This window comes from Anaerocolumna sp. AGMB13025 (assembly GCF_029689925.1).
Taxonomy (GTDB): Bacteria; Bacillota; Clostridia; order Lachnospirales; family Lachnospiraceae; genus Anaerocolumna.
The window spans coordinates 2,775,253-2,794,327 of sequence record NZ_CP121445.1 but is presented as its reverse complement, the minus strand read 5'-3'; the positions used below and the strand labels follow the sequence as shown (position 1 = coordinate 2,794,327).

General features: G+C 36.1%; 14 protein-coding genes. 1 reads left to right on the top strand and 13 read right to left on the bottom strand.

Going from position 1 to position 19,075, the window contains the following annotated elements; genetic code table 11:
• Positions 1-26 precede the first annotated feature (26 nt).
• The 3 genes from QA584_RS11375 to QA584_RS11365 form a co-directional block, all read right to left on the bottom strand.
• The gene (locus QA584_RS11375; protein ID WP_278274630.1) at positions 27-3,776 is read right to left on the bottom strand and encodes an Ig-like domain-containing protein; all 3,750 of its coding nucleotides are present in this window, start codon (positions 3,774-3,776) and stop codon (positions 27-29) included.
• 431 nt (positions 3,777-4,207) lie between these two features.
• Positions 4,208-4,612, bottom strand: coding sequence for a DUF2680 domain-containing protein (locus QA584_RS11370; RefSeq protein WP_278274629.1), 405 nt, complete (start codon positions 4,610-4,612; stop codon positions 4,208-4,210).
• 414 nt (positions 4,613-5,026) lie between these two features.
• Positions 5,027-5,611, bottom strand: coding sequence for a TetR/AcrR family transcriptional regulator (locus QA584_RS11365; protein ID WP_278274628.1), 585 nt, complete (start codon positions 5,609-5,611; stop codon positions 5,027-5,029).
• 199 nt (positions 5,612-5,810) lie between these two features.
• On the opposite strand from QA584_RS11365, the gene QA584_RS11360 reads away from it, so the two are divergent.
• On the top strand, positions 5,811-8,891 hold the full coding sequence (locus tag QA584_RS11360; RefSeq protein WP_278274627.1) for an MMPL family transporter: 3,081 nt from the start codon (positions 5,811-5,813) through the stop codon (positions 8,889-8,891).
• A gap of 231 nt (positions 8,892-9,122) precedes the next feature.
• Here QA584_RS11360 and QA584_RS11355 read toward each other — a convergent pair whose 3' ends face one another.
• The 10 genes from QA584_RS11355 to dxs form a co-directional block, all read right to left on the bottom strand.
• Positions 9,123-10,322, bottom strand: a complete 1,200-nt coding sequence (locus tag QA584_RS11355; protein ID WP_278274626.1) for an SHOCT domain-containing protein — start codon at positions 10,320-10,322, stop codon at positions 9,123-9,125.
• A 106-nt stretch (positions 10,323-10,428) separates the two neighbouring features.
• Positions 10,429-10,917, bottom strand: coding sequence for a GNAT family N-acetyltransferase (locus QA584_RS11350; protein WP_278274625.1), 489 nt, complete (start codon positions 10,915-10,917; stop codon positions 10,429-10,431).
• The gene (locus QA584_RS11345) at positions 10,901-11,479 is read right to left on the bottom strand and encodes a hypothetical protein (RefSeq protein WP_278274624.1); all 579 of its coding nucleotides are present in this window, start codon (positions 11,477-11,479) and stop codon (positions 10,901-10,903) included. Before QA584_RS11345 ends, QA584_RS11350 begins: the two co-directional genes overlap by 17 nt.
• 276 nt (positions 11,480-11,755) lie before the next feature.
• Positions 11,756-12,382 carry a hypothetical protein gene (locus QA584_RS11340; protein ID WP_278274623.1) on the bottom strand — a complete coding sequence of 209 codons (627 nt, stop codon included), beginning with the start codon at positions 12,380-12,382 and terminating at the stop codon, positions 11,756-11,758.
• A 625-nt stretch (positions 12,383-13,007) separates the two neighbouring features.
• Complete coding sequence (locus QA584_RS11335; protein ID WP_278274622.1) at positions 13,008-13,352, bottom strand: helix-turn-helix domain-containing protein; 345 nt, start codon at positions 13,350-13,352, stop codon at positions 13,008-13,010.
• Positions 13,353-13,754: 402 nt separating this feature from the next.
• On the bottom strand, positions 13,755-14,483 hold the full coding sequence (locus tag QA584_RS11330) for a YebC/PmpR family DNA-binding transcriptional regulator (protein ID WP_278274621.1): 729 nt from the start codon (positions 14,481-14,483) through the stop codon (positions 13,755-13,757).
• A 345-nt stretch (positions 14,484-14,828) separates the two neighbouring features.
• Complete coding sequence (gene argR, locus QA584_RS11325) at positions 14,829-15,290, bottom strand: arginine repressor (protein ID WP_278274620.1); 462 nt, start codon at positions 15,288-15,290, stop codon at positions 14,829-14,831.
• A gap of 2 nt (positions 15,291-15,292) precedes the next feature.
• The gene (locus tag QA584_RS11320; protein ID WP_278274619.1) at positions 15,293-16,159 is read right to left on the bottom strand and encodes an NAD(+)/NADH kinase; all 867 of its coding nucleotides are present in this window, start codon (positions 16,157-16,159) and stop codon (positions 15,293-15,295) included.
• 76 nt (positions 16,160-16,235) lie between these two features.
• The gene (locus tag QA584_RS11315; protein ID WP_278274618.1) at positions 16,236-17,102 is read right to left on the bottom strand and encodes a TlyA family RNA methyltransferase; all 867 of its coding nucleotides are present in this window, start codon (positions 17,100-17,102) and stop codon (positions 16,236-16,238) included.
• 29 nt (positions 17,103-17,131) lie between these two features.
• Positions 17,132-19,072: a 1-deoxy-D-xylulose-5-phosphate synthase gene (gene dxs, locus QA584_RS11310; RefSeq protein WP_278274617.1), complete on the bottom strand. Its 1,941-nt coding sequence runs from the start codon at positions 19,070-19,072 to the stop codon at positions 17,132-17,134.
• Positions 19,073-19,075: the final 3 nt, after the last annotated feature.

Here is a 19,075-nt window from a genome sequence, read left to right as displayed (position 1 = left end):
GTTATATATTAATTTCAGCTCTTAAACTATTGAATTTTAGTTACTGTTAATCGGCAGGTTAACTTTCTGCCGTTAACGGTTGCTGTAATTATAGTAGAACCTACTCTTCTGGAACTTACCAGACCATTCGTAACAACCGCTATAGTAGAATCATCAACATCCCAGGTAATTCCACTGTTTATACCAATAACAGATAAACGGTAAGTGCTGTATTGCTCCAATTCAAGATTCGTGGTATTTAAACCTACAACCGTAACCTTAGTCGAAGCAGTTTTACCGGATTCTGTCATAACTGTAATATTGGCAATACCAGGAGTCCTTGCCGTTACTTTGCCGGTGGCAGAATCTACGGTTGCAACCGTTTTATTATCCGTTTCCCAGGTAAACCGGTCAGTGGAGGTAGTCGGGTTAATTGCTTTTTGTATTGTAGTTGTTTCTCCAACAACCATTGTCAGGTTCTGGTTAATAATTGTAACACTGTTGGCTGGAGTTCTTGGCTGAACAATTACAAAACACGCGGCTGCTTTACCACTATTATCTTTAGCGGTAGCTTTTATGTAGACAGTTCCTTCTGCCAGCGCAGTTACCTGACCATTGGAATCAACGATAGCTACTTTTTCATTACTGGAACTCCAGTTTAAGGTCTTATATGTTGCATTACTAGGGTTTATCCTGGCTGTTAGTTTAAAGGTACGTCCTTCAACTGTAGTGATTGAAGTTTTATTTAAACTTATTGAGGTTGCTTGTTTTACTACTCTTACAATACAAGTATCTTTTGCCCCACTGCCATCCTGTGCAGATGCGGTTATTGTCACCGTACCAATTTTTTTACCTGAAATCTTACCCTGAGAGTTTACTGTTGCAATTTTTGTATTACTTGAAGTCCATTTAATTGACGGATTCGTAGCTGCATTGGTTTTTACCTTTGCTTTTAAGGTATAGGTTTTTTTAAGACCCATCGGTACGTTAGATTTATTTAAGGTAACACTGGTTACTCGCTCTACAACAGTAACAACGCAGAATTCAGTAAACTTACCATCGTCTGATTTACAGGTTATAATTGCCGTACCGCCTTTTATTGCCGTAACTACCCCGGTAGCAGAAACTGTTGCAACAGATGTTTTAGAGCTTGACCATTTCACACTAACATCATTCGCTGCTGAACTGGGTAAAATGGTAGCTTTAATCGTGAATTTTTCACCGATAACAATTGTTTTTTCTTTATAATTAAGCTGAATACCACTCGCCTTAGCTTTAACCGTTACATAACAGTAGGCAACCTGACCGGTAGATGTTTTTACGGTAATGGTGGCTCTTCCGGGAGCTACGGCAGTGATTTTGCCTTTGTCACTGACAGTTGCTACTGAAGAATTTGAGGATTCCCATTTCAGGGTATAGTCATTACTGTTAGCTGGGGTCACCGTAGCCTTAAGGTCATAGGTCTGGCTGACATATAACTCCAGATCCGAAACATCCAGATTTATACCGCTGGCCTTTTGCTTTACTGTTATGGTACAGCTGGCAGTAAGGGTTCCGTCAGACGTCTTAGCTGTAATAACAGCCTGACCTACTCCCGTAGCTTTTAATAAACCGGTGGAATCAACGGTAACAACAGCGGTACTTGAGGAACTCCAGCTGATATCCTTGTTTGCAGCATTCGTAGGCGTAATAACATACCCAAGTCTGTAGGTATCCCCTACATATAAAACTTTTGTCGTTTCATCCAATACCAATGAGGCCGCCGGTATCTCAACCGTAATATTACAGATAGCAGTTACTGCTGGATTATCATCGGATGTCGCAATAATCGATGCAGTACCTCCGGCGACTAAGGTTACCAGACCATTACTGTCTACCGTTGCCACTTTGGAATTGCCTGTTGTCCAGTTAATTTTCTTGTTGGTAGCGGTATCCGGTGTTACATATCCGTATAACTGATAATTTTTCTTGGCTAGTGATAGCGTAACTGCCGTATTGGATAAGGTTATTTTGTTTACTCTTTCCTTGACGGTTACATTACAATAACCTACAACAACATTCTCCTGATTAATAGCAGTAATGACAGCAGTTCCCGCCGCAAGACCCTGGATAGTTGCAGAAAGGTCATAGGGTTTATCAATTTTTACTACTTTTTCATCGGAGGACATCCATTTTAAAGAAACATTATTAAGATTCGCCGGTTCTATTTCTGCTGTAATAGATGTCTTCTCATTAATACTTAAGACAACTTTATCCGGATCAATTGTAATTTTGTTAACCGACTGTTGTACATTAACAATACAGGTCGCAGACTTCACTACACCTTTGATTGTCTGTGAAACAGTAATAATCGTAGTTCCTTCACTAACACCGGTTACCAAACCACCAAGTACAGTCGCAACGCCAGGTTTGCTGGAGGTCCATACTACCGGCTGTGTTCTGTTGGTTACGTATTCCTGTAATTGAATGGTTCCTGCCGTATAAATATTAACTGAACTGTAATTTAAGGCAATTCCGTCTATTACTTTGACATAAATATTATAAGTCGTTGGATTAGCAGGATCAGAACCAATTACCGTTAAAGTAATTACCGCATCACCTACTCCCTTGGCAGTAATTACACCATCATTACTTATTGAAGCTACCGTAGGCATACTGCTGCTGTAACCAAATGTTCCGGAAGAAGGAATATTAGAGTTATCTACTATGCTGTAAGTATCACTTACATTCATAATGACTTGATTATTATTGTCGTTTACATTGATATTTACTGTTAATTTAATTTGTATAAATCCAACACTGCCAAGAGTATTTTCTGCCAGGGTACTGGGTTTATAATCTGACTTGACATAACCACGGATAAAATAAGTTCCTGCTTTCGCACCTGTTATAACAAACTTATCATTTTCTGTATTGTATGTAATTTTTCCACTTGGATCTAAGACATGAAAATCCTTATCATAGAACTCCCAATATAATTTAGCCGCATTGGCAGCACTTGTCGTAAACGTTAACGGAGTACTAAAGTCCGTATAGGTAACATCCAGTCTTGTATCAAAAGGCGGATTAGAAATCAAAGGATTCTTTACTTTAGGTTCAACAATTACTTTAAAAGATTTTGTTATGGGTTCTTCCTTTAACGTTGAATTCGTACTTACTTCAATTTGGGTTTCACCTGCACCCTTAACAGTAATATTACCGGCTAAATCTACGTCTACAACCGCCGGATCCAGAGATTTGTAAGTCATCTGACTATTCGTTAACGTATTGTCATCTGCATTGGTATATTTTAAATGCACAGGACTTTTGACTGTACCTATGGCATCATTTAACACCATTGTATAATTATCTTCCAAATCTGTAGTAAAAATAGGTTTAAACGGTGCGATACTTTTGTCAATCTTATAATCAACCTTTACTTTGCAGGTAAGCGTATAGGTATGACCACCCTGGGTAATAACAGCCGTAACTTTTGAAAACCCAGGACCTACTCTGGTTAAGGTTGCTATCATTGGGTTGGTAGAATTCTTTGTAACTGTCAGCACATGGGGATCGGATGACTCCCAGGAAATAGCATTCGGGTCTGTAATGTCAAAACCCTCTTCGCATTTTACTATAAGGGAACCTGTTTTTGATTTTAACTCAAATTCTCCACCCTCATCCAATTTACTTTCATAAAAAAACCAGTAGTCGCTGTTAGATGCCGCATATACCTGATAGAACTTCAATAACCCGGCGAATGCAAAAACTACGGAACAAATACTGATTACTAAATACTTCAATTTCTTACTTTTCATGTGTAACCTCCCTGTCAGAAAAAGCTCCAATTATTACATATAACAAAGCATTGAAATAAATACTGAAAACACTTTATTTCAGAATTTTTTAACTTTATTTACACAATAATCCAATAATTTGTCATTTTTGTGTTAATTTAATTAATTAGATTCTACAACTTGACTATACCCCCACTCCTTTTTCCCTATAATCTTACATTTTTCATCTTATTGTAGTTTAGCATAATATCACTTTTAAAGCAAGTTATGGATACCTTGCTGTAACTAGCACATATTTCCTATAAATTATTCCTGTTTTTGACCGGCACCTCAAGATATTTTTGAGCGATGAAGTTTTAGAACTATCTGAATGTTTAGAATTAGTTTTATATATTTATGAAAGTTAGTGTTTTTTATTGTTATTTATCGGTAACCTCTATACCCCAAGTATATTAGTTGTTTCTTCTATGGTTCTTTTGTGGCATAAACGGAAATTCACCACTTTCTTTTACTTTATCATACCTATTTTTCATATGAGATTTTATCATTTCAGCATCTTGCTTTTCAATAATTTTTAAATCCGCTAATTTATCCATTAATTGATTATCAATTTCCATATCCTGTTCCATCAACGAATATACTTCCTGCTTTTGTTGTGCAGTAAGAGAATTCCATTTTTCCGAAGCTTTTTTCATCTTCTCCCTAAAAACAGTTTTCCTGTCCTGCTGCACTTTATTATAATCTGTCTGTGTTACTGATTCCGTATTCGTTTCAGCTGCAAAGGTGGTAACCGGACTCATACTGAGGAATCCTATCATGCCTGTAATAACTAGACCACATAACTTTCCTTTATCCATCCTGCTTCCTCACTTTCCTGGTTAACAATAAGAACACTAACTTCCGAGATTAGTATTCCCAGTAGTTGTGTATAATGTGTGAATTAATATAATTTTTATTTTTATATTGATAAGGAGACTAAAACCTCATAATAAGCTCTCTGATATCACCTAAATATTAACTTTTATGTCATTAAAAATAATATCAGTTTAGCACTTTCTTTTATTTTTATACATTTCACATATCTTTCACGATTTGTTCATATCAGCTACATATTTTATTATTATAATATCCTTATGAATTAATTAAATGAAATGAAGCCACGGCTGCTAATGTGGCTACTGGCTTCGACTAACAACAAGTAAAATTAACATAGATTTTTTTCATAAACTCCCCCCTCTAAAGTCAGCTGATAACAGTTGGCTTTTTCTTTCTTATACCGAAGAATTCATTTCAGAAAAGGAGTCTAGGCCCTTAGTGACTAAACCAATTACAAATTCCGCCATTTCTTCCGGTGACAATTTCATATCATCTTCAAGCCATTGCTGAATTACACCGATAAAACCAGCAATTGTAAAGGGCAGAAAGTAACGTCCCCCAATTGCTCTTAGTGAATGAATGCCTTGAGGTTTGGATTCTCTGATAGCTTCTTTGAATTTATTTAAAAAACTATAATCTCCGTTTGGACCCAGCAATGCTTTACACATATCTGCATTTTCAAGTACAAAATCAAATACAAAGGTAAAAAAAGAAAGTACATTGTCATAGCCGCCATTTTTTCTGGACAATTCCATAAGAGCTTTTCTAAAATCTTCAAACATCTCTGTTTCGATTTTATCCAGCATATCATAAATATCTTTATAATATAAATAAAAGGTTGACCGGTTCACATCTGCCAATTCGGTAAGTTCGGTAACCGTAATCTTATTAATTTTTTTTTGGAGCATAAGTTTTGCCAGACTCCTTGACAGCATTTTCTTGGTCCTGAGCACCCGTCGGTCTTCTTTAATGTCCTGCATATAAAATCCTCCTAAAAATATTATAAACTTTTCTACAAATTTTTATTTTTTGTTGTTTAATAAACAAATCCATTCATTATTAATGTTTGTAACTATGAAACTCTTATATTACAATACATTAGCACTTGTCAATATACAAGTAAATTATTTTAAATCAGACAGACATATATGACTGCTGTAAAATTTAGGAGGATTTATTATGCGTAAAATAATTCAGTTCCGCTTTATACTGTTAGCTGCCTGGATTGCAGTTACATTGCTCTTTGCGTTTAATCAGCCGGATATCCGCCATATCCTGAGCGACAAAGGGGAAGCCACCATAAACGAGGATGCGCCTTCCAAAACTGCTTCAAAAATGCTCGAGAAAATGAGCACTTCCAAAGGTGATAACCTGATTCTGATGTTTTATAAAGAAGATAAAATTTCAGAACGTGATATGGATACGATTGAAAAAGGAATTACTCATTTAAAAGACCAGGAAAAGGAACTTGGAATCACTGGTATTCTTGATCCTTTTGGAACCCCGGAAGCAAAGGAGCAGTTAATTTCTGGTGACAAAACCACCATGTTGGTACAGATTACCTATGAAAAAGGTAAAAGAGACCGGAATGAGGTTATGGATGATTTTGAAACTGCAGTGAAAGACATTCCCGTTACACATTACCTGACCGGAGAGACTGCAATTAATAATGATTATTTAAAAACTGTCAGCAGCGGTGTCGATAAAAGTGCGGCCATTACTGTCATCTTCATTCTTGCAGTATTAATTATCCTGTTTCGTTCCGTGGTTACACCTTTGGTGTCACTGTTTGCTGTGGGAATCTCCTATATCTGCTCTATGGGAATCATAGGAATTTTTATTAACGTCTTTAATTTTCCCATTACAAGTTTTACCCAGATGTTTGTAATACTGGTACTATTCGGTATCGGAACAGACTACCACATTCTATTATTAAACCGTTTTAAAGAGGAACTCTCCCACGGCTTGTCCGTTGACGAAGCCATTGCTACCAGTTTAAGGACCGCCGGGAAAACCATAATCTTCAGCGGATTAACTGTTTTTATCGGGTTTTTGAGCCTTAGTTTTGTACAGTTTCCAATTTACCGGTCTGCCAATGCAGTTGCCATCGGTATCGCAGTTTTGTTAATTGAGATTCTTACTTTGACACCGGTATTTATGAAGTTACTGGCCGGGAAGTTGTTTTGGCCATCCAAATCTTCCTCCGGGCACAAGGAAAGTAAGTTCTGGGCAAGGATGACCTCGGCTTCCGTAAAACATCCTATAATATCCTTACTAATTACCGCCCTTATTATTGTTCCTATTATTTTATTTAATACTACGAAGCTGTCCTTTGACAGTATGTCGGATATGGACCCTGATATTCCCTCTGTCAAGGCTTTTAACATTATCTCTGATAAGTTTGGTGAAGGAAAGGCTATGCCGGTAACTCTGGTTATAAATAACAACGAGTCTATGGATACGAATGAAGCCTTAGCAGTAATTGATAATCTCACAGAAACTTTGAAAACCGTAAATGGAGTAGCGACTGTTTCAGGTCCGACTCAGCCCAAAGGTGAAATAATTGATGACCTTTATACGAATAATCAGATCCAAAAGGTTGCTGACGGTTTATCCGATGCAGATGACGGTATCGAAAAAGTAACTGACGGACTTAATAAGATTGAAGACAATCTTACTGCTCCGGATTTTTCAAAAGTGAAGGAGTTATCAAAAGGCAGTGGGGATTTATCGAAGGGAATGACCGCAGTCACAGATGGTCTGAAAGCGGTGGATCAAGGTATTAATCAAGGTGCAGACGGTGCTGATTCCCTGGCAGAAGGTATTCAGGGTTTAAAAACCGGAGTAAGCAGTTTAAATTCAGGAATTAAAGAACTTTCCGCTAATTTTACAACAATAAAAAATGGTTACACAACTTTAGGTGAAAGTTATAAAACTATATATAATTCTATAGCTTCCTTAAAACAATTAGAAACAGCGATGGAAGGCAGTGTGGGTAAGATAGACGGTAAACTTCCTAATGATCCCGATGTTGCCGCTTTAAAAGCAATGTTAGCCAAGTTATCAACTTCTTTGGATGGGTTAACTCAGGGTATGAACCTGGCCAATACCAATTATGATGCTCTTACAAAAGGGTTAAACCAGATCGATACTGCCCTTATTACACTAATTAAGAGTACGGATTCTGACTCTGATTTAGTAACCGGTATAAATAAACTGGAAGCCGGAGCAACTGCACTTTCCACCGGTTTAAAGGAAGGCAGTGCCGGACAGCAAAAGATTATCACCAGTATGGCACAACTATCTGCCGGTGCAGACAGTGTACATACTGGTGTGGACACTTTATCAGAGGGACTTGATACTCTGAGTAACGGTATTACGTATTTGAAGGATGGCATCGGGGCCAGTAAAGATGGTTTAGGTACCATATCCGAGGGCATTGACCAGGGAACTGATTTCTTAACAGAACTTACCGCCACAAAGAGTTTTTATATTCCTGAAGACGGATTTAACAATGCGGAAATAACTAAAATGTTAGATACCTATATGTCAAAGGACAGAAAGTATGCCAAACTGACGATCAATCTGGATTCTGAACCCTATGCCGATTCTTCCATTAAACTTATAGATAAACTTAATACGGTCGTTGAAAATCAACTGGAAGGCACGGTTCTCTCCAATGCGGCTTTTGGTATCAGCGGTGCTACTGCGACTTCAAAGGATATGAGTGATATGGCTGTTCATGATATTACGTTTACCCAGTGTATAGTTTTAGCCGCAATATTTATTTTATTAATTCTGGTAATCCGTTCTTTCTGGATACCGGTATATATTGTAGGTGCCCTCCTTACCGCCTACTATACGGCTCTTTCAGCCACTGCCTTTTTATCCGGGTTATTATTTAATAATCCCAATGGAATGGCCTGGAATGTACCTTTTTTCTCCTTTGTCATGATAGCAGCTCTTGGAGTGGATTATAGCATCTTCCTAATGGAACGGTTTAAAGAATATTCGGAACTCTCAGCAAAAGAAGCAATTATTATGGCAGCTAAAAATATCGGTGGAGTTGTTATGTCCGCAGCTATTATCCTATCCGGAACTTTTGCAACCTTATATCCATCAAACCTGGTTGTATTAATGGAACTGGCTATCTGCGTCATTATTGGTTTATTACTGCTGAGTATGATTTTACTGCCTGTAGTGATACCTGCTCTAATTACCTTACAGGAAAAAATCACATTAAAAACAGAGCGGAATTAAGATATGATATGTATACTTTATCTTCTTTCATCACTTCTAAATACACATACGAATCCGATGATAGAGCCATTTATTAATGTCATCAATAGGTTTTCTTCCTATTTGCTATTCCGTAATACCCGTTGAAACGTGCGCCAGCCAGGTGCACAACTTAATAAAACCAGACTGGATATTTATAAAGCCTGGTTTTATTTTATGTACTTTTTGTCTTATAAAAATTAACTATTATAATTATAGTATTTCTAGTAATTTTTTCTTCTCTGCTTCAAACTCCGCATCATTTAAAATCCCTGTATCATACATCAGCTTGAGTTTTTCAAGCTTTTGTTTAAATAAATCCATATCATCATTTTGTTGTTCTATTTTAACCTGCATATTATCGTAACTTGAAATAAACGAACCATTTTCAATTTGCTTTGTTGCTTGATGTACTGCACTTTTCTTTTCTAATTCAATTACAATATCATATTTTTTCTCTGGTAAATATGTTTGCAAGAAATTATATAAATCTGCGGGTAATTCAATGTCTATATATTGTTTATTAATATCCGAATAATAGTTCAGAATTACATTTCTATCATCTATTTTTTTAACTTCGGATGTAATATTAAAACTGGTAGATGGCAATTCAATTTTAGCTGGTTTATGGGTGAGTAGTGCTCCCCCAGCCATTCCCATAGGACCTAATAATAGACCCCCCCATAATGCCGCCTTTTTTGAAAATGTGCCTCCTGTTAAGCTTCCCCCAAAACTGGAATATGAACTGTTTAATTCGGTTGTATAATGTATAGTACCTGCCTTTTCATAATAATGAATTTTAGAAAAAGGTATAACACCATTGGATTCCTCATGACTATTTCCATCTATTTTCAAAAAATTAATACCCCGGCTCTTATCAATATATATGAGAGCTATTTGCAGATTTTCTTTAAATAATTCAAAAAATGGATTATCGTTGTCTGATATATGAAATTTATAACAATCACTATAAAATTGATTTGCACTCTTTAATTCTTCTGCTTTTCTCAGTTCAGTCTCTAATTCCAGCCGCTTTCTTGTATCTTCTTCTTTTCTAAGCTCTTCAAGATATTTCTGTCTGATATTAACTAACAAGTCATTTGCTTCTGTCATTTTAGAGATGCCCATTATTACAGTATTAGAATAATCGTTACTAATAATGGATTTTTTAGACTTATAACTAATTTTTAAACCGTTATCTCCTTTTACATTTATTACAGAAATCTCTGCAATTTCGGCAATGTCTATATCAAAGGTAAAAGCATCATCACTCAACTCACCATCATACCAAACAAAACCTATTCCCGATAAATAGCTTGGATAGACGAATAACTTCATTGAATGCTTTTTCCCAAATATGCCTTTTTTAAATTCTCCATAATAATATTCAATACACTTTTCATTATTAATCATTTATAGTTTCTCTTTCGACTGTATGTTATTGTGTGTTAATCATCCTGACAATCCCCGTAGGGCTGTTTGTTATTCCTGTCATGTTTCGTTACGTTTTGTCAACTTGTTAAAACTCCAAAATCATATCATACCATATTGCACCTCCATGTTGGGAGTTTGATACTCCTTTGTTTTCAAACCCAAACTTGGAATAATAAGGTATCAGGTTTTGTTTACAAGTTAATATAACTCCTTTACGCCCAGCTGATTTTGATGCTTCTATCATATGATTCATTAACATGCCAGCTATTCCTCTGTTACGGTACTTAAGAAGCACATCAAGTCCAAAAACAGCCTGATAATTACCCTTTGGATTATGCTTAGAAACATCACTGAATAATTCATCATAAATCGCAGTGCTATTGGTTACACACCCATTAATAAATCCAATTATTTCTCCCTCAAGTTCAGCCAGAAAAAAGCTTTCCGAAAATGTCTTAATCCGTTTTTTTAAGGTCTCCCATGCAGCAGCCTCTGCCTCTGGGAAACAACTTGCTTCTATTTCTGCTATACCCTCCAAATCTTCTATTGATGCATTTCTAATTTTTATATTCATTCATACCGATCTCCTTCGTGTTATTAGCCTTTGCTTTGCTTCCATATTGTTTGTAACTTGGGATATGTATATATTTTATACTAAGAAGGATAGGAAGAACACTTATTAATAATTGCAAGCAATATATACCGATTAATAAGAATGAAAAGTTGACCGTTAGATATATTAAGAATGATAAATATACTATGAATACGACTTTAACAATATTCATAATACCTACAGAAAGATTGGATACGATAATCTTCCATTTCTTAACCAATCCAGACTGAAATAATAATGCTATAATAAGAAGCAGGAAGGAGATTACTGCTTCTGCTATTGGTATGATAAGAAGAACACCTGCAAAGAAGTATTTTGACAGGTAGACCGTTCCTGATATAAATAAAGGAATAATACCCCCTGTCATTCCATTATAAAAATCCTTAAAATACTCATCACTGCTTTTTATAAAGATATTAGCCGAGTAATATCCACCAAGAATCGTTATGAAAGCTGTCAGCATACATACACCCAATAAAATCCCTATATATTTTGACAGCTTCTTCTCTTGATTTATATCCATGTTAACTATCTCCTTTTTATCTTTCGTTATTAGTAAAGAATATGGATTTTGTTAAGTAAATACCTGCATCATACAGGTGAATATATTTTTATTGTGATGTTCATTCAGTTTCATTCTTATGTCAGATCCATATTATACCATTTCTTCCAGATTAGCATACTCCGATATTATTGTAAATAAAAAATATCCTCTAAACCGGAATTGTGGTGAGTGATATTATCACTTATAACAGACACATATTGCATACTTGTCCTGCAAACTTATTTAATAGCAAAGTTACTTGTTTTTTCTATCATTCCAATAATATAAATTAATTCCTATGCTAGATGATGTATTTTCACTCCAGTCATAGTGCATATGAGGTAAATAATCCTCAATATATACATCCCCATATTCAGTCAAGTTCATTGCTCCATAGGTTAAGGAATGAAAACCGTCTCTATTAGTTGATATGTACATATTCCTCTTATGAATTTTTACCGTCAGCCGCCTGTTTGTTTTCCACCTGTCAATAAATTCTTTATTAATTTTAGGATTTCGCTGAATAATCTCTTCTGTCCTTGACTTTATTTTAAGGATATCTTCAATTTCCTTTATGGAAATTTGCGTCTCACAGTAGTTCCTGCAAACAATATCATAGTTGCATTCACATCCTTGAAAAGTATCAGTGAACTCCTTGCCTACCTGATATCTTACCGGCAAATATAAAATCTCATCTTTATGTAACTCTGCAGCTATGGAGAAACACTCAGTTAAAAATTGATACCCGCTGCCATTACCCCAAATTAAAACGAAGCCTTTATTATCATGGCCTGCGGTTATATTTGGGCTAATAGCATAGGGTGTCAGGATATATATTTCTTTTCCGCCGTAGACTTTTATTTTCCTTTTTATTAATTTCACGAGGTATCTCCTAACTCAAATTGTTTAACATTGCTTTACGTATACAATAAATAAAATTATACATCAAATTAATATATTTAGCTACCCCTTGTCCGCCCAATACGCACCTTCCAAAATACTTAAGCCTTTATCATATACTGAGTATCCGATGGTTATTTAATAATATGGGGTGTTTAATTACTGTTCTTATGTAATGCTTTGATGTAACGATAGCAATCGTAATCAAAGATGTTTCAATTATATTCAAGAAAAAGGATTTATTAATCTGGAATTTATTACCTAAGAAGAACTTCTTAAAGGAAAATACTGAATTGTATAAACAAGTATAACAGTTATATCAAAAGGTAATACCATTATTTATCTAATTATCAGGTTAAATAAAACAAGAGGTTACATAGTATTAAAGTTTTCGGTATATTAATATGAGGGGTGTATATTGATATAATCTCTAATTAAAACTATGTAACCCTCTTTTATATACAATAGCATATTTTGTAAAAACAGTCAATATTTTTATTTCTTATATTTATTTTTTTCGTTTATTTATGCCTTATAAGACGTTTCAATATGCTTGTGATAATAAAATAAAGGAAGCTGACAGTTGCAACTGAAAACTTCCTTCCTTTTATGATTGACCTTTCGCTAACTTGAATAAATTATCTATTATATCTAATACTATTTTCTGTTCACTGACATTTAAAGTATTTAGCTTGTTGATTAGTAACGTTAATACGGTATCGTTTTCACTGTTTGGCATTGGAAATTCACTAAATAGCTCGGCAAATGAAATATCAAGAGCAATAACTATCTTCCCTAGCATTTCAACAGTCGGGCTTCTGTCTCCACGCTCTATATGACCTAAATGAGTATTACTAACATCAGCTCTATGAGCCAGCTCTTCTATGCTAAATCCTTTACTATTTCTTAATATTCTTATTCTATCTCCGATTATCTTAGAAACATCATTCATTTTAAGAACTTCCTCCTGTACTCTTATTATTAACGATACATTTTATTATATTTACCATCAATAGCGTTTAAGGAATAAATATTCTATTATATTAACTATAAGGAATAATCGTTTCAATGATTGAGATAAATAGTTTATTCACATAATAAGATTTGCAAGATAAAAGTTAAGAGTACGAATTTGCTTTTAATTTACGCATTTGGCAATCAAACATAAATTCTTTTAAAACATCTTAAGTATAGAAAAATCCTGCATTCATCACTTGTGTCAGTTGTGATAAATGCAGGATTAGAAGTACCCTTCATTTTCTATTAAAACATACCAGTACATCATAACTGGTGAACATTTCTCTCTTACTAAATTACACAAAACTAGTATTTACAGTACTTTCACAGTCCCAACTTACTCATTCCAATTATGATATACTTCCTGCACATCATCATCTTCATCCAGTAAATCCAGAGTACGGTTCATCATCTTAATATCCTGTTCGCTGGTTAAATCTACCCAGGTCTGAGGTATCATAGTCACATCTGCCTGTGCCATGGGGATTCCGGCTTTTTCCAGGGTTTCACGAACTTCACTGAAGGCATCGGGATCGGTTAAGATTTCAAAACTGTCCTCTTCTTCTGAAAAGTCTTCTGCTCCGGCATCCAGGGCAGTCATCATAAGTTCGTCAGCTTCCAAATTACATTCTTCTTTATCAATGATAATCTGACCTTTTTTGTCAAACATAAAAGATACACAGCCTTGGGTACCCACATTACCATTACCTTTTGTAAATGCATTTCTGACATTGGAGGCTGTTCTATTCTTATTATCTGTTAAAGCTTCTACAATAATTGCAGTTCCATTAGGTCCATATCCTTCATAAGTTACAAATTCATAATTAACGGCATTGGCGTCTCCGGCTGCCTTTTTAATACTTCTGTCAATGGTATCATTGGGCATATTGTTGGATTTTGCTTTTGCTATAACATCTTTTAAACGACTGTTGCTATTCGGATCCGGTCCACCTTCTTTTACCGCTACAGCTATTTCTCTTCCTAACTTTGTAAATATCTTTCCTTTGGTAGAATCATTTCTTTCTTTTTTATGCTTAATATTGGCAAATTTGGAATGTCCCGACATATAAAAATCTCCTTTATTCTATAATTATTTGAATTAGCACATAAGTCTTATACTGTACTTATCAATTCCTGCTAAGCAGGCTTTTTACCTAAACAAGAAATTACCTAACAAGTATTAACTTAACAGGTAATTTGCTTAACAAGTATTTTGCTTAACAAGTATTTTACTTAACAAGTATTTTACTTAACAAGTATTTTACTTAACAGGTAACTTATCTAAGCCCGTAATAAATATTAAGTTTTTACACAAACGAATTCCGCCCACAGCCATACTTTAAGCTGTGACGGATATATACAGTTAAAATTCTTCTGCACAATAAAATATTGTATCACGGTCTATCCCAGTTTACAAGCTTTTTGAATTGATTAGTTTGTTTAGTTTTTCCATAACAATTACAGTTTCTTCTGTTGTTTTTATTACGCACATAACCGTATCATCACCGGCAATACAACCCATAATTCCCTGAATATGCAATGCATCCAAAGCAGCTGCCACCGCCATGGCCATACCGGATACTGTCTTAACTACAATAATATTCTGTGCCATATCCATGGATACAAAGCCGTCTTTTAACACACGGACAAACTTTTCACTCAAACCAGTCTCCGTATTATTCAAAACTATATACTTTTGTTTGCCGTCATCAACAGAAATTTTGGTTAATTTTAATTCACGTATATCTCTGGATATAGTCGCCTGGGTTACATTATAACCGGCTTTAGTCAATAAATCCGCTAATTCTTCCTGAGTTTCAATATCGTTCTTATTGATCAATTCAATAATTTTACTCTGTCTTCCAACTTTCATCCCTATTCTCCACCTTGTCCGATTTTTGTTCTTAGTATATTAAAAAAACTAGTATGATTAATTTTGACTAATTTAGTTTCCTCTTGCGCCTTACTAATGTCTATGATATCTTCAGCCTGAAGCAGGATTGCCATTCTTCCGTCAAACGTAGCAATAGCTTCTTCTTCCTGAGTCTTTTTGCTCTCATCAATCTTAATCTTTACCGAATCTTCGGAGGATACTACGATACTTCTGGAATTTAAGGTGTGAGGGCATATTGGTGTTATAATCATAACTCTGGCATCCGGTTTTACAACCGGACCTCCGGAGGATAGATTGTATCCGGTAGAACCTGTTGGCGTAGAGATGATAACCCCATCCCCGCGGTACCGGTCTACTAATTCATCATTAACATATATACTAACACTGATAATTCGTGAAAAACCGCTTCGTGTGATAACAATATCATTCAGAACAATTCCTTCATAAGCCTTCTTACTGCTGCTGAATATACTACCATGGAGCATCATTCTGCTCTCCATACCGCACTGGTCTGCAAATAAGGAATCCAAAGCTTCATATATATTATGTTTTTCCGTTTCAGCCAAAAAGCCAAGGGTTCCAAGATTGACACCAAGGATAGGGATTCCTTTGCCAGCAAGATCATTAGCTGCCTGTATGATTGTCCCATCTCCGCCTAGTACAATAGCACACTCGGTATCCTCTGGTATCGCTTTGGCATCGGTGAAGCGGTGACTGCAGCTGACAGGGTTCTGTCCCTCCAATAGCAGACATTCTTTATGATTTTTATTCATATAATCGACGATTTCAGAGGTTACCGCAAGATCCGTATCTTTATCCCGATTTGTTATTACACAAAATTTATTCATCCATAACTCCTGTAAGTTGCATTGCTTTGATTATTTATACAATGCTTAAAGATATTGTAACATAAACACCCGACCATTACAAGTTTAATGTATTATGGGCTGTGGTTACAATTTTATCAATATAGTCAGCCAGACTGCCTATTTCCGTATTCTCTACATACCTGCTGCATTCCGTTAAAGTAATTTCTTCCTTGGTATTTTGGGGGAGGACTTCCTTTTTTTGAATATGTAATAAATATTCAATATTCCCCTCCGGTCCTTTTATCGGTGAATAATCCAGATTAAGGATATGAAACCCAAGACTGACTGCAAATATAATAACTTTTTCTATAACCTCTATATGGATTTCCGGCTCCCGGACCACACCTTTTTTTCCAACTTTTTCTCTGCCGGCTTCAAATTGAGGTTTAATCAGGCACACAATCTCCCCTTCATTCCTTAACAACTCCCTTACCGGCTGTAACACCTTTGTTAAGGAGATAAAGGCAACATCAATGGATATGAAATCTATGCTGTCAGGGATCTGATTTGGTTCCAGATATCTTATATTGGTCTTCTCCATGGAAATGACTCTCTCATCCTGTCTTAACTTCCAGGCCAGCTGATTCGTACCAACATCTACGGCATATACCTTCACAGCTCCGTTTTGCAGCATACAATCTGTAAATCCGCCAGTGGAGGAACCCACATCCATACATATTTTGCCCTCTAGCGACACCCTGTATTGCTCCACAGCTTTTTCCAGTTTAAATCCGCCGCGGCTTACATATTTTAACGCAATGCCTTTGAGTTCAATGGTAACGGAGTCTGAAAACATACTTCCGGCTTTATCTTCCCGCTGACCCTCTACAAATACATTACCGGCCATAATAACCGCTTTGGCTTTTTCCCTGGATTCAATCAGGTTCCTTTTCACCAATAAGACATCCAATCGTTCCTTCACAATATCCTCCATTATATATCAATAAATGCTTATTTATCTTCTATTTTCGTTATAATATTTTCCAGGATAGATGGCGCATCAAAGCCAAGTTTTTCTTTTAACACAGCAACATCACCCTGTTCAATGAACTGATCTGGTAAAGATATGTTAATCATTCTTATCTGCCTGTAATTATGTTCCATTAAAAATCCTGCAACCCGTTCACCGTAACCACCGCTTTTCACATTCTCCTCCATTGTAATCCATATACCGTGGCTTTTTGAAAGGCGGTGCAGTAATTCTTCATCCATAGGTTTTATGAATCTTACATTAACTAAAGTGACCTCCTTACCCATACTGATAAGTTTTGTCATAACCTGATAACCAGTTTCAACCATACTTCCTACTGCAAGTATTACGATATGATCTGCAGAGAAGCTGCTGCCTGACTCAACCGGTTTTATAGAATGCACCGGTACCGTTTTTTCCTGACCGTTTATATTTAGTATCTCGCTTTTTCCGTATTCAATCGGGGTATTATATTCCGTAAGTCCCTCATAAGCCCTGCCTCTTGGATACCGTATTGCAATCGGACCGTTAAATTGGCTGGCAAAGATCAGCATATCCTTAAATTCCTGCTTATTCTTAGGTGCAATTAGTGTCATGGAGGGGATATGAGATAAAAAGGATATATCAAAAATACCCTGATGAGTTTCCCCGTCACTACCGACTAAGCCGGCCCGGTCAATCGCAAAAACCACCGGAAGCTTATTAATGCAGACATCATGGAGAATTTGGTCATATGCCCTCTGCAAAAAGGTCGAATATATGGCTACTACCGGTTTCATTCCGCCGGAGGCTAACCCTGCCGCATAGGTAACTGCATGTTCTTCCGCAATTCCCACATCAAAAAACCGGTCGGGATACTGCCTCATAAATTTATTTAAGCCTGTTCCGCTGGGCATCGCTGCCGTAATAGCCACCAGGTTATCATTCTTTTCTGCCAGCTCCATAATTGTATCAGAAAAGACATCGGTATATGTTACGCCTATCTTTTCTACATTATTCTTTCCTGTTTTTATATCAAAAGATTCTACACCATGATACCGGCTGGGATTAAGTTCCGCCGGTTTATACCCTCTGCCTTTTTTGGTAATGACATGGACAAGCACCGCTTCTTTTACCTTGGCAGCACTGGCAAATGCAGTTGTTAATTCATTGATATTATGTCCATCAATGGGACCGATATAGGTTAATCCCATATCCTCAAACAACATGCCGGGAATAACCAGCCGCTTGATGGAATCTTTCGATTTTCTTAATTTATCCATAATTACTGAACCAATTCCTGGTATGGTATTAAGTGCTTTTTCAACGGAATCCTTAAATCGATTATACTTCACATCGGTTCTAAGCTGTCCAAGATAATTGGCCATTCCACCAACGTTCTCCGATATGGACATATTATTGTCATTTAAAACAATCATCAGATTGGAATTGAGTCTTGCAGCATTATTCAGTGCTTCAAAGGCAAGCCCTCCAGACAATGCACCATCACCGATTACTGCGGTTACTCTGTAATTATCACCATTTATATCTCTGGCTTTTACAAGCCCCATGGCAGCAGATATGGAGGTGGAACTATGTCCGGTATCAAAAGAATCACAGTTACTTTCTTTCTTCTTCGGAAACCCGCTTAGCCCTTCAAAGGTACGTAAGGTGTTAAATTCGTTCTTTCTGCCGGTCAGCAGTTTATGGGTATAAGCCTGATGACCCACATCCCATACTAATTTATCTTTTGGGAAATCCATGCATAGATGCAAAGCCATGGTTAATTCGACCGCCCCAAGATTAGAGGCTAAATGTCCGCCTGTTTTACTGATATTTTGTACCAGAAATTTTCTGATTTCTTCTGCCAGTCTTTTATAATCGGAGGGATTTATTTTTTTAATGTCATTCGCCTGATTAATATTATCCAAGATTTGCGACAAGAC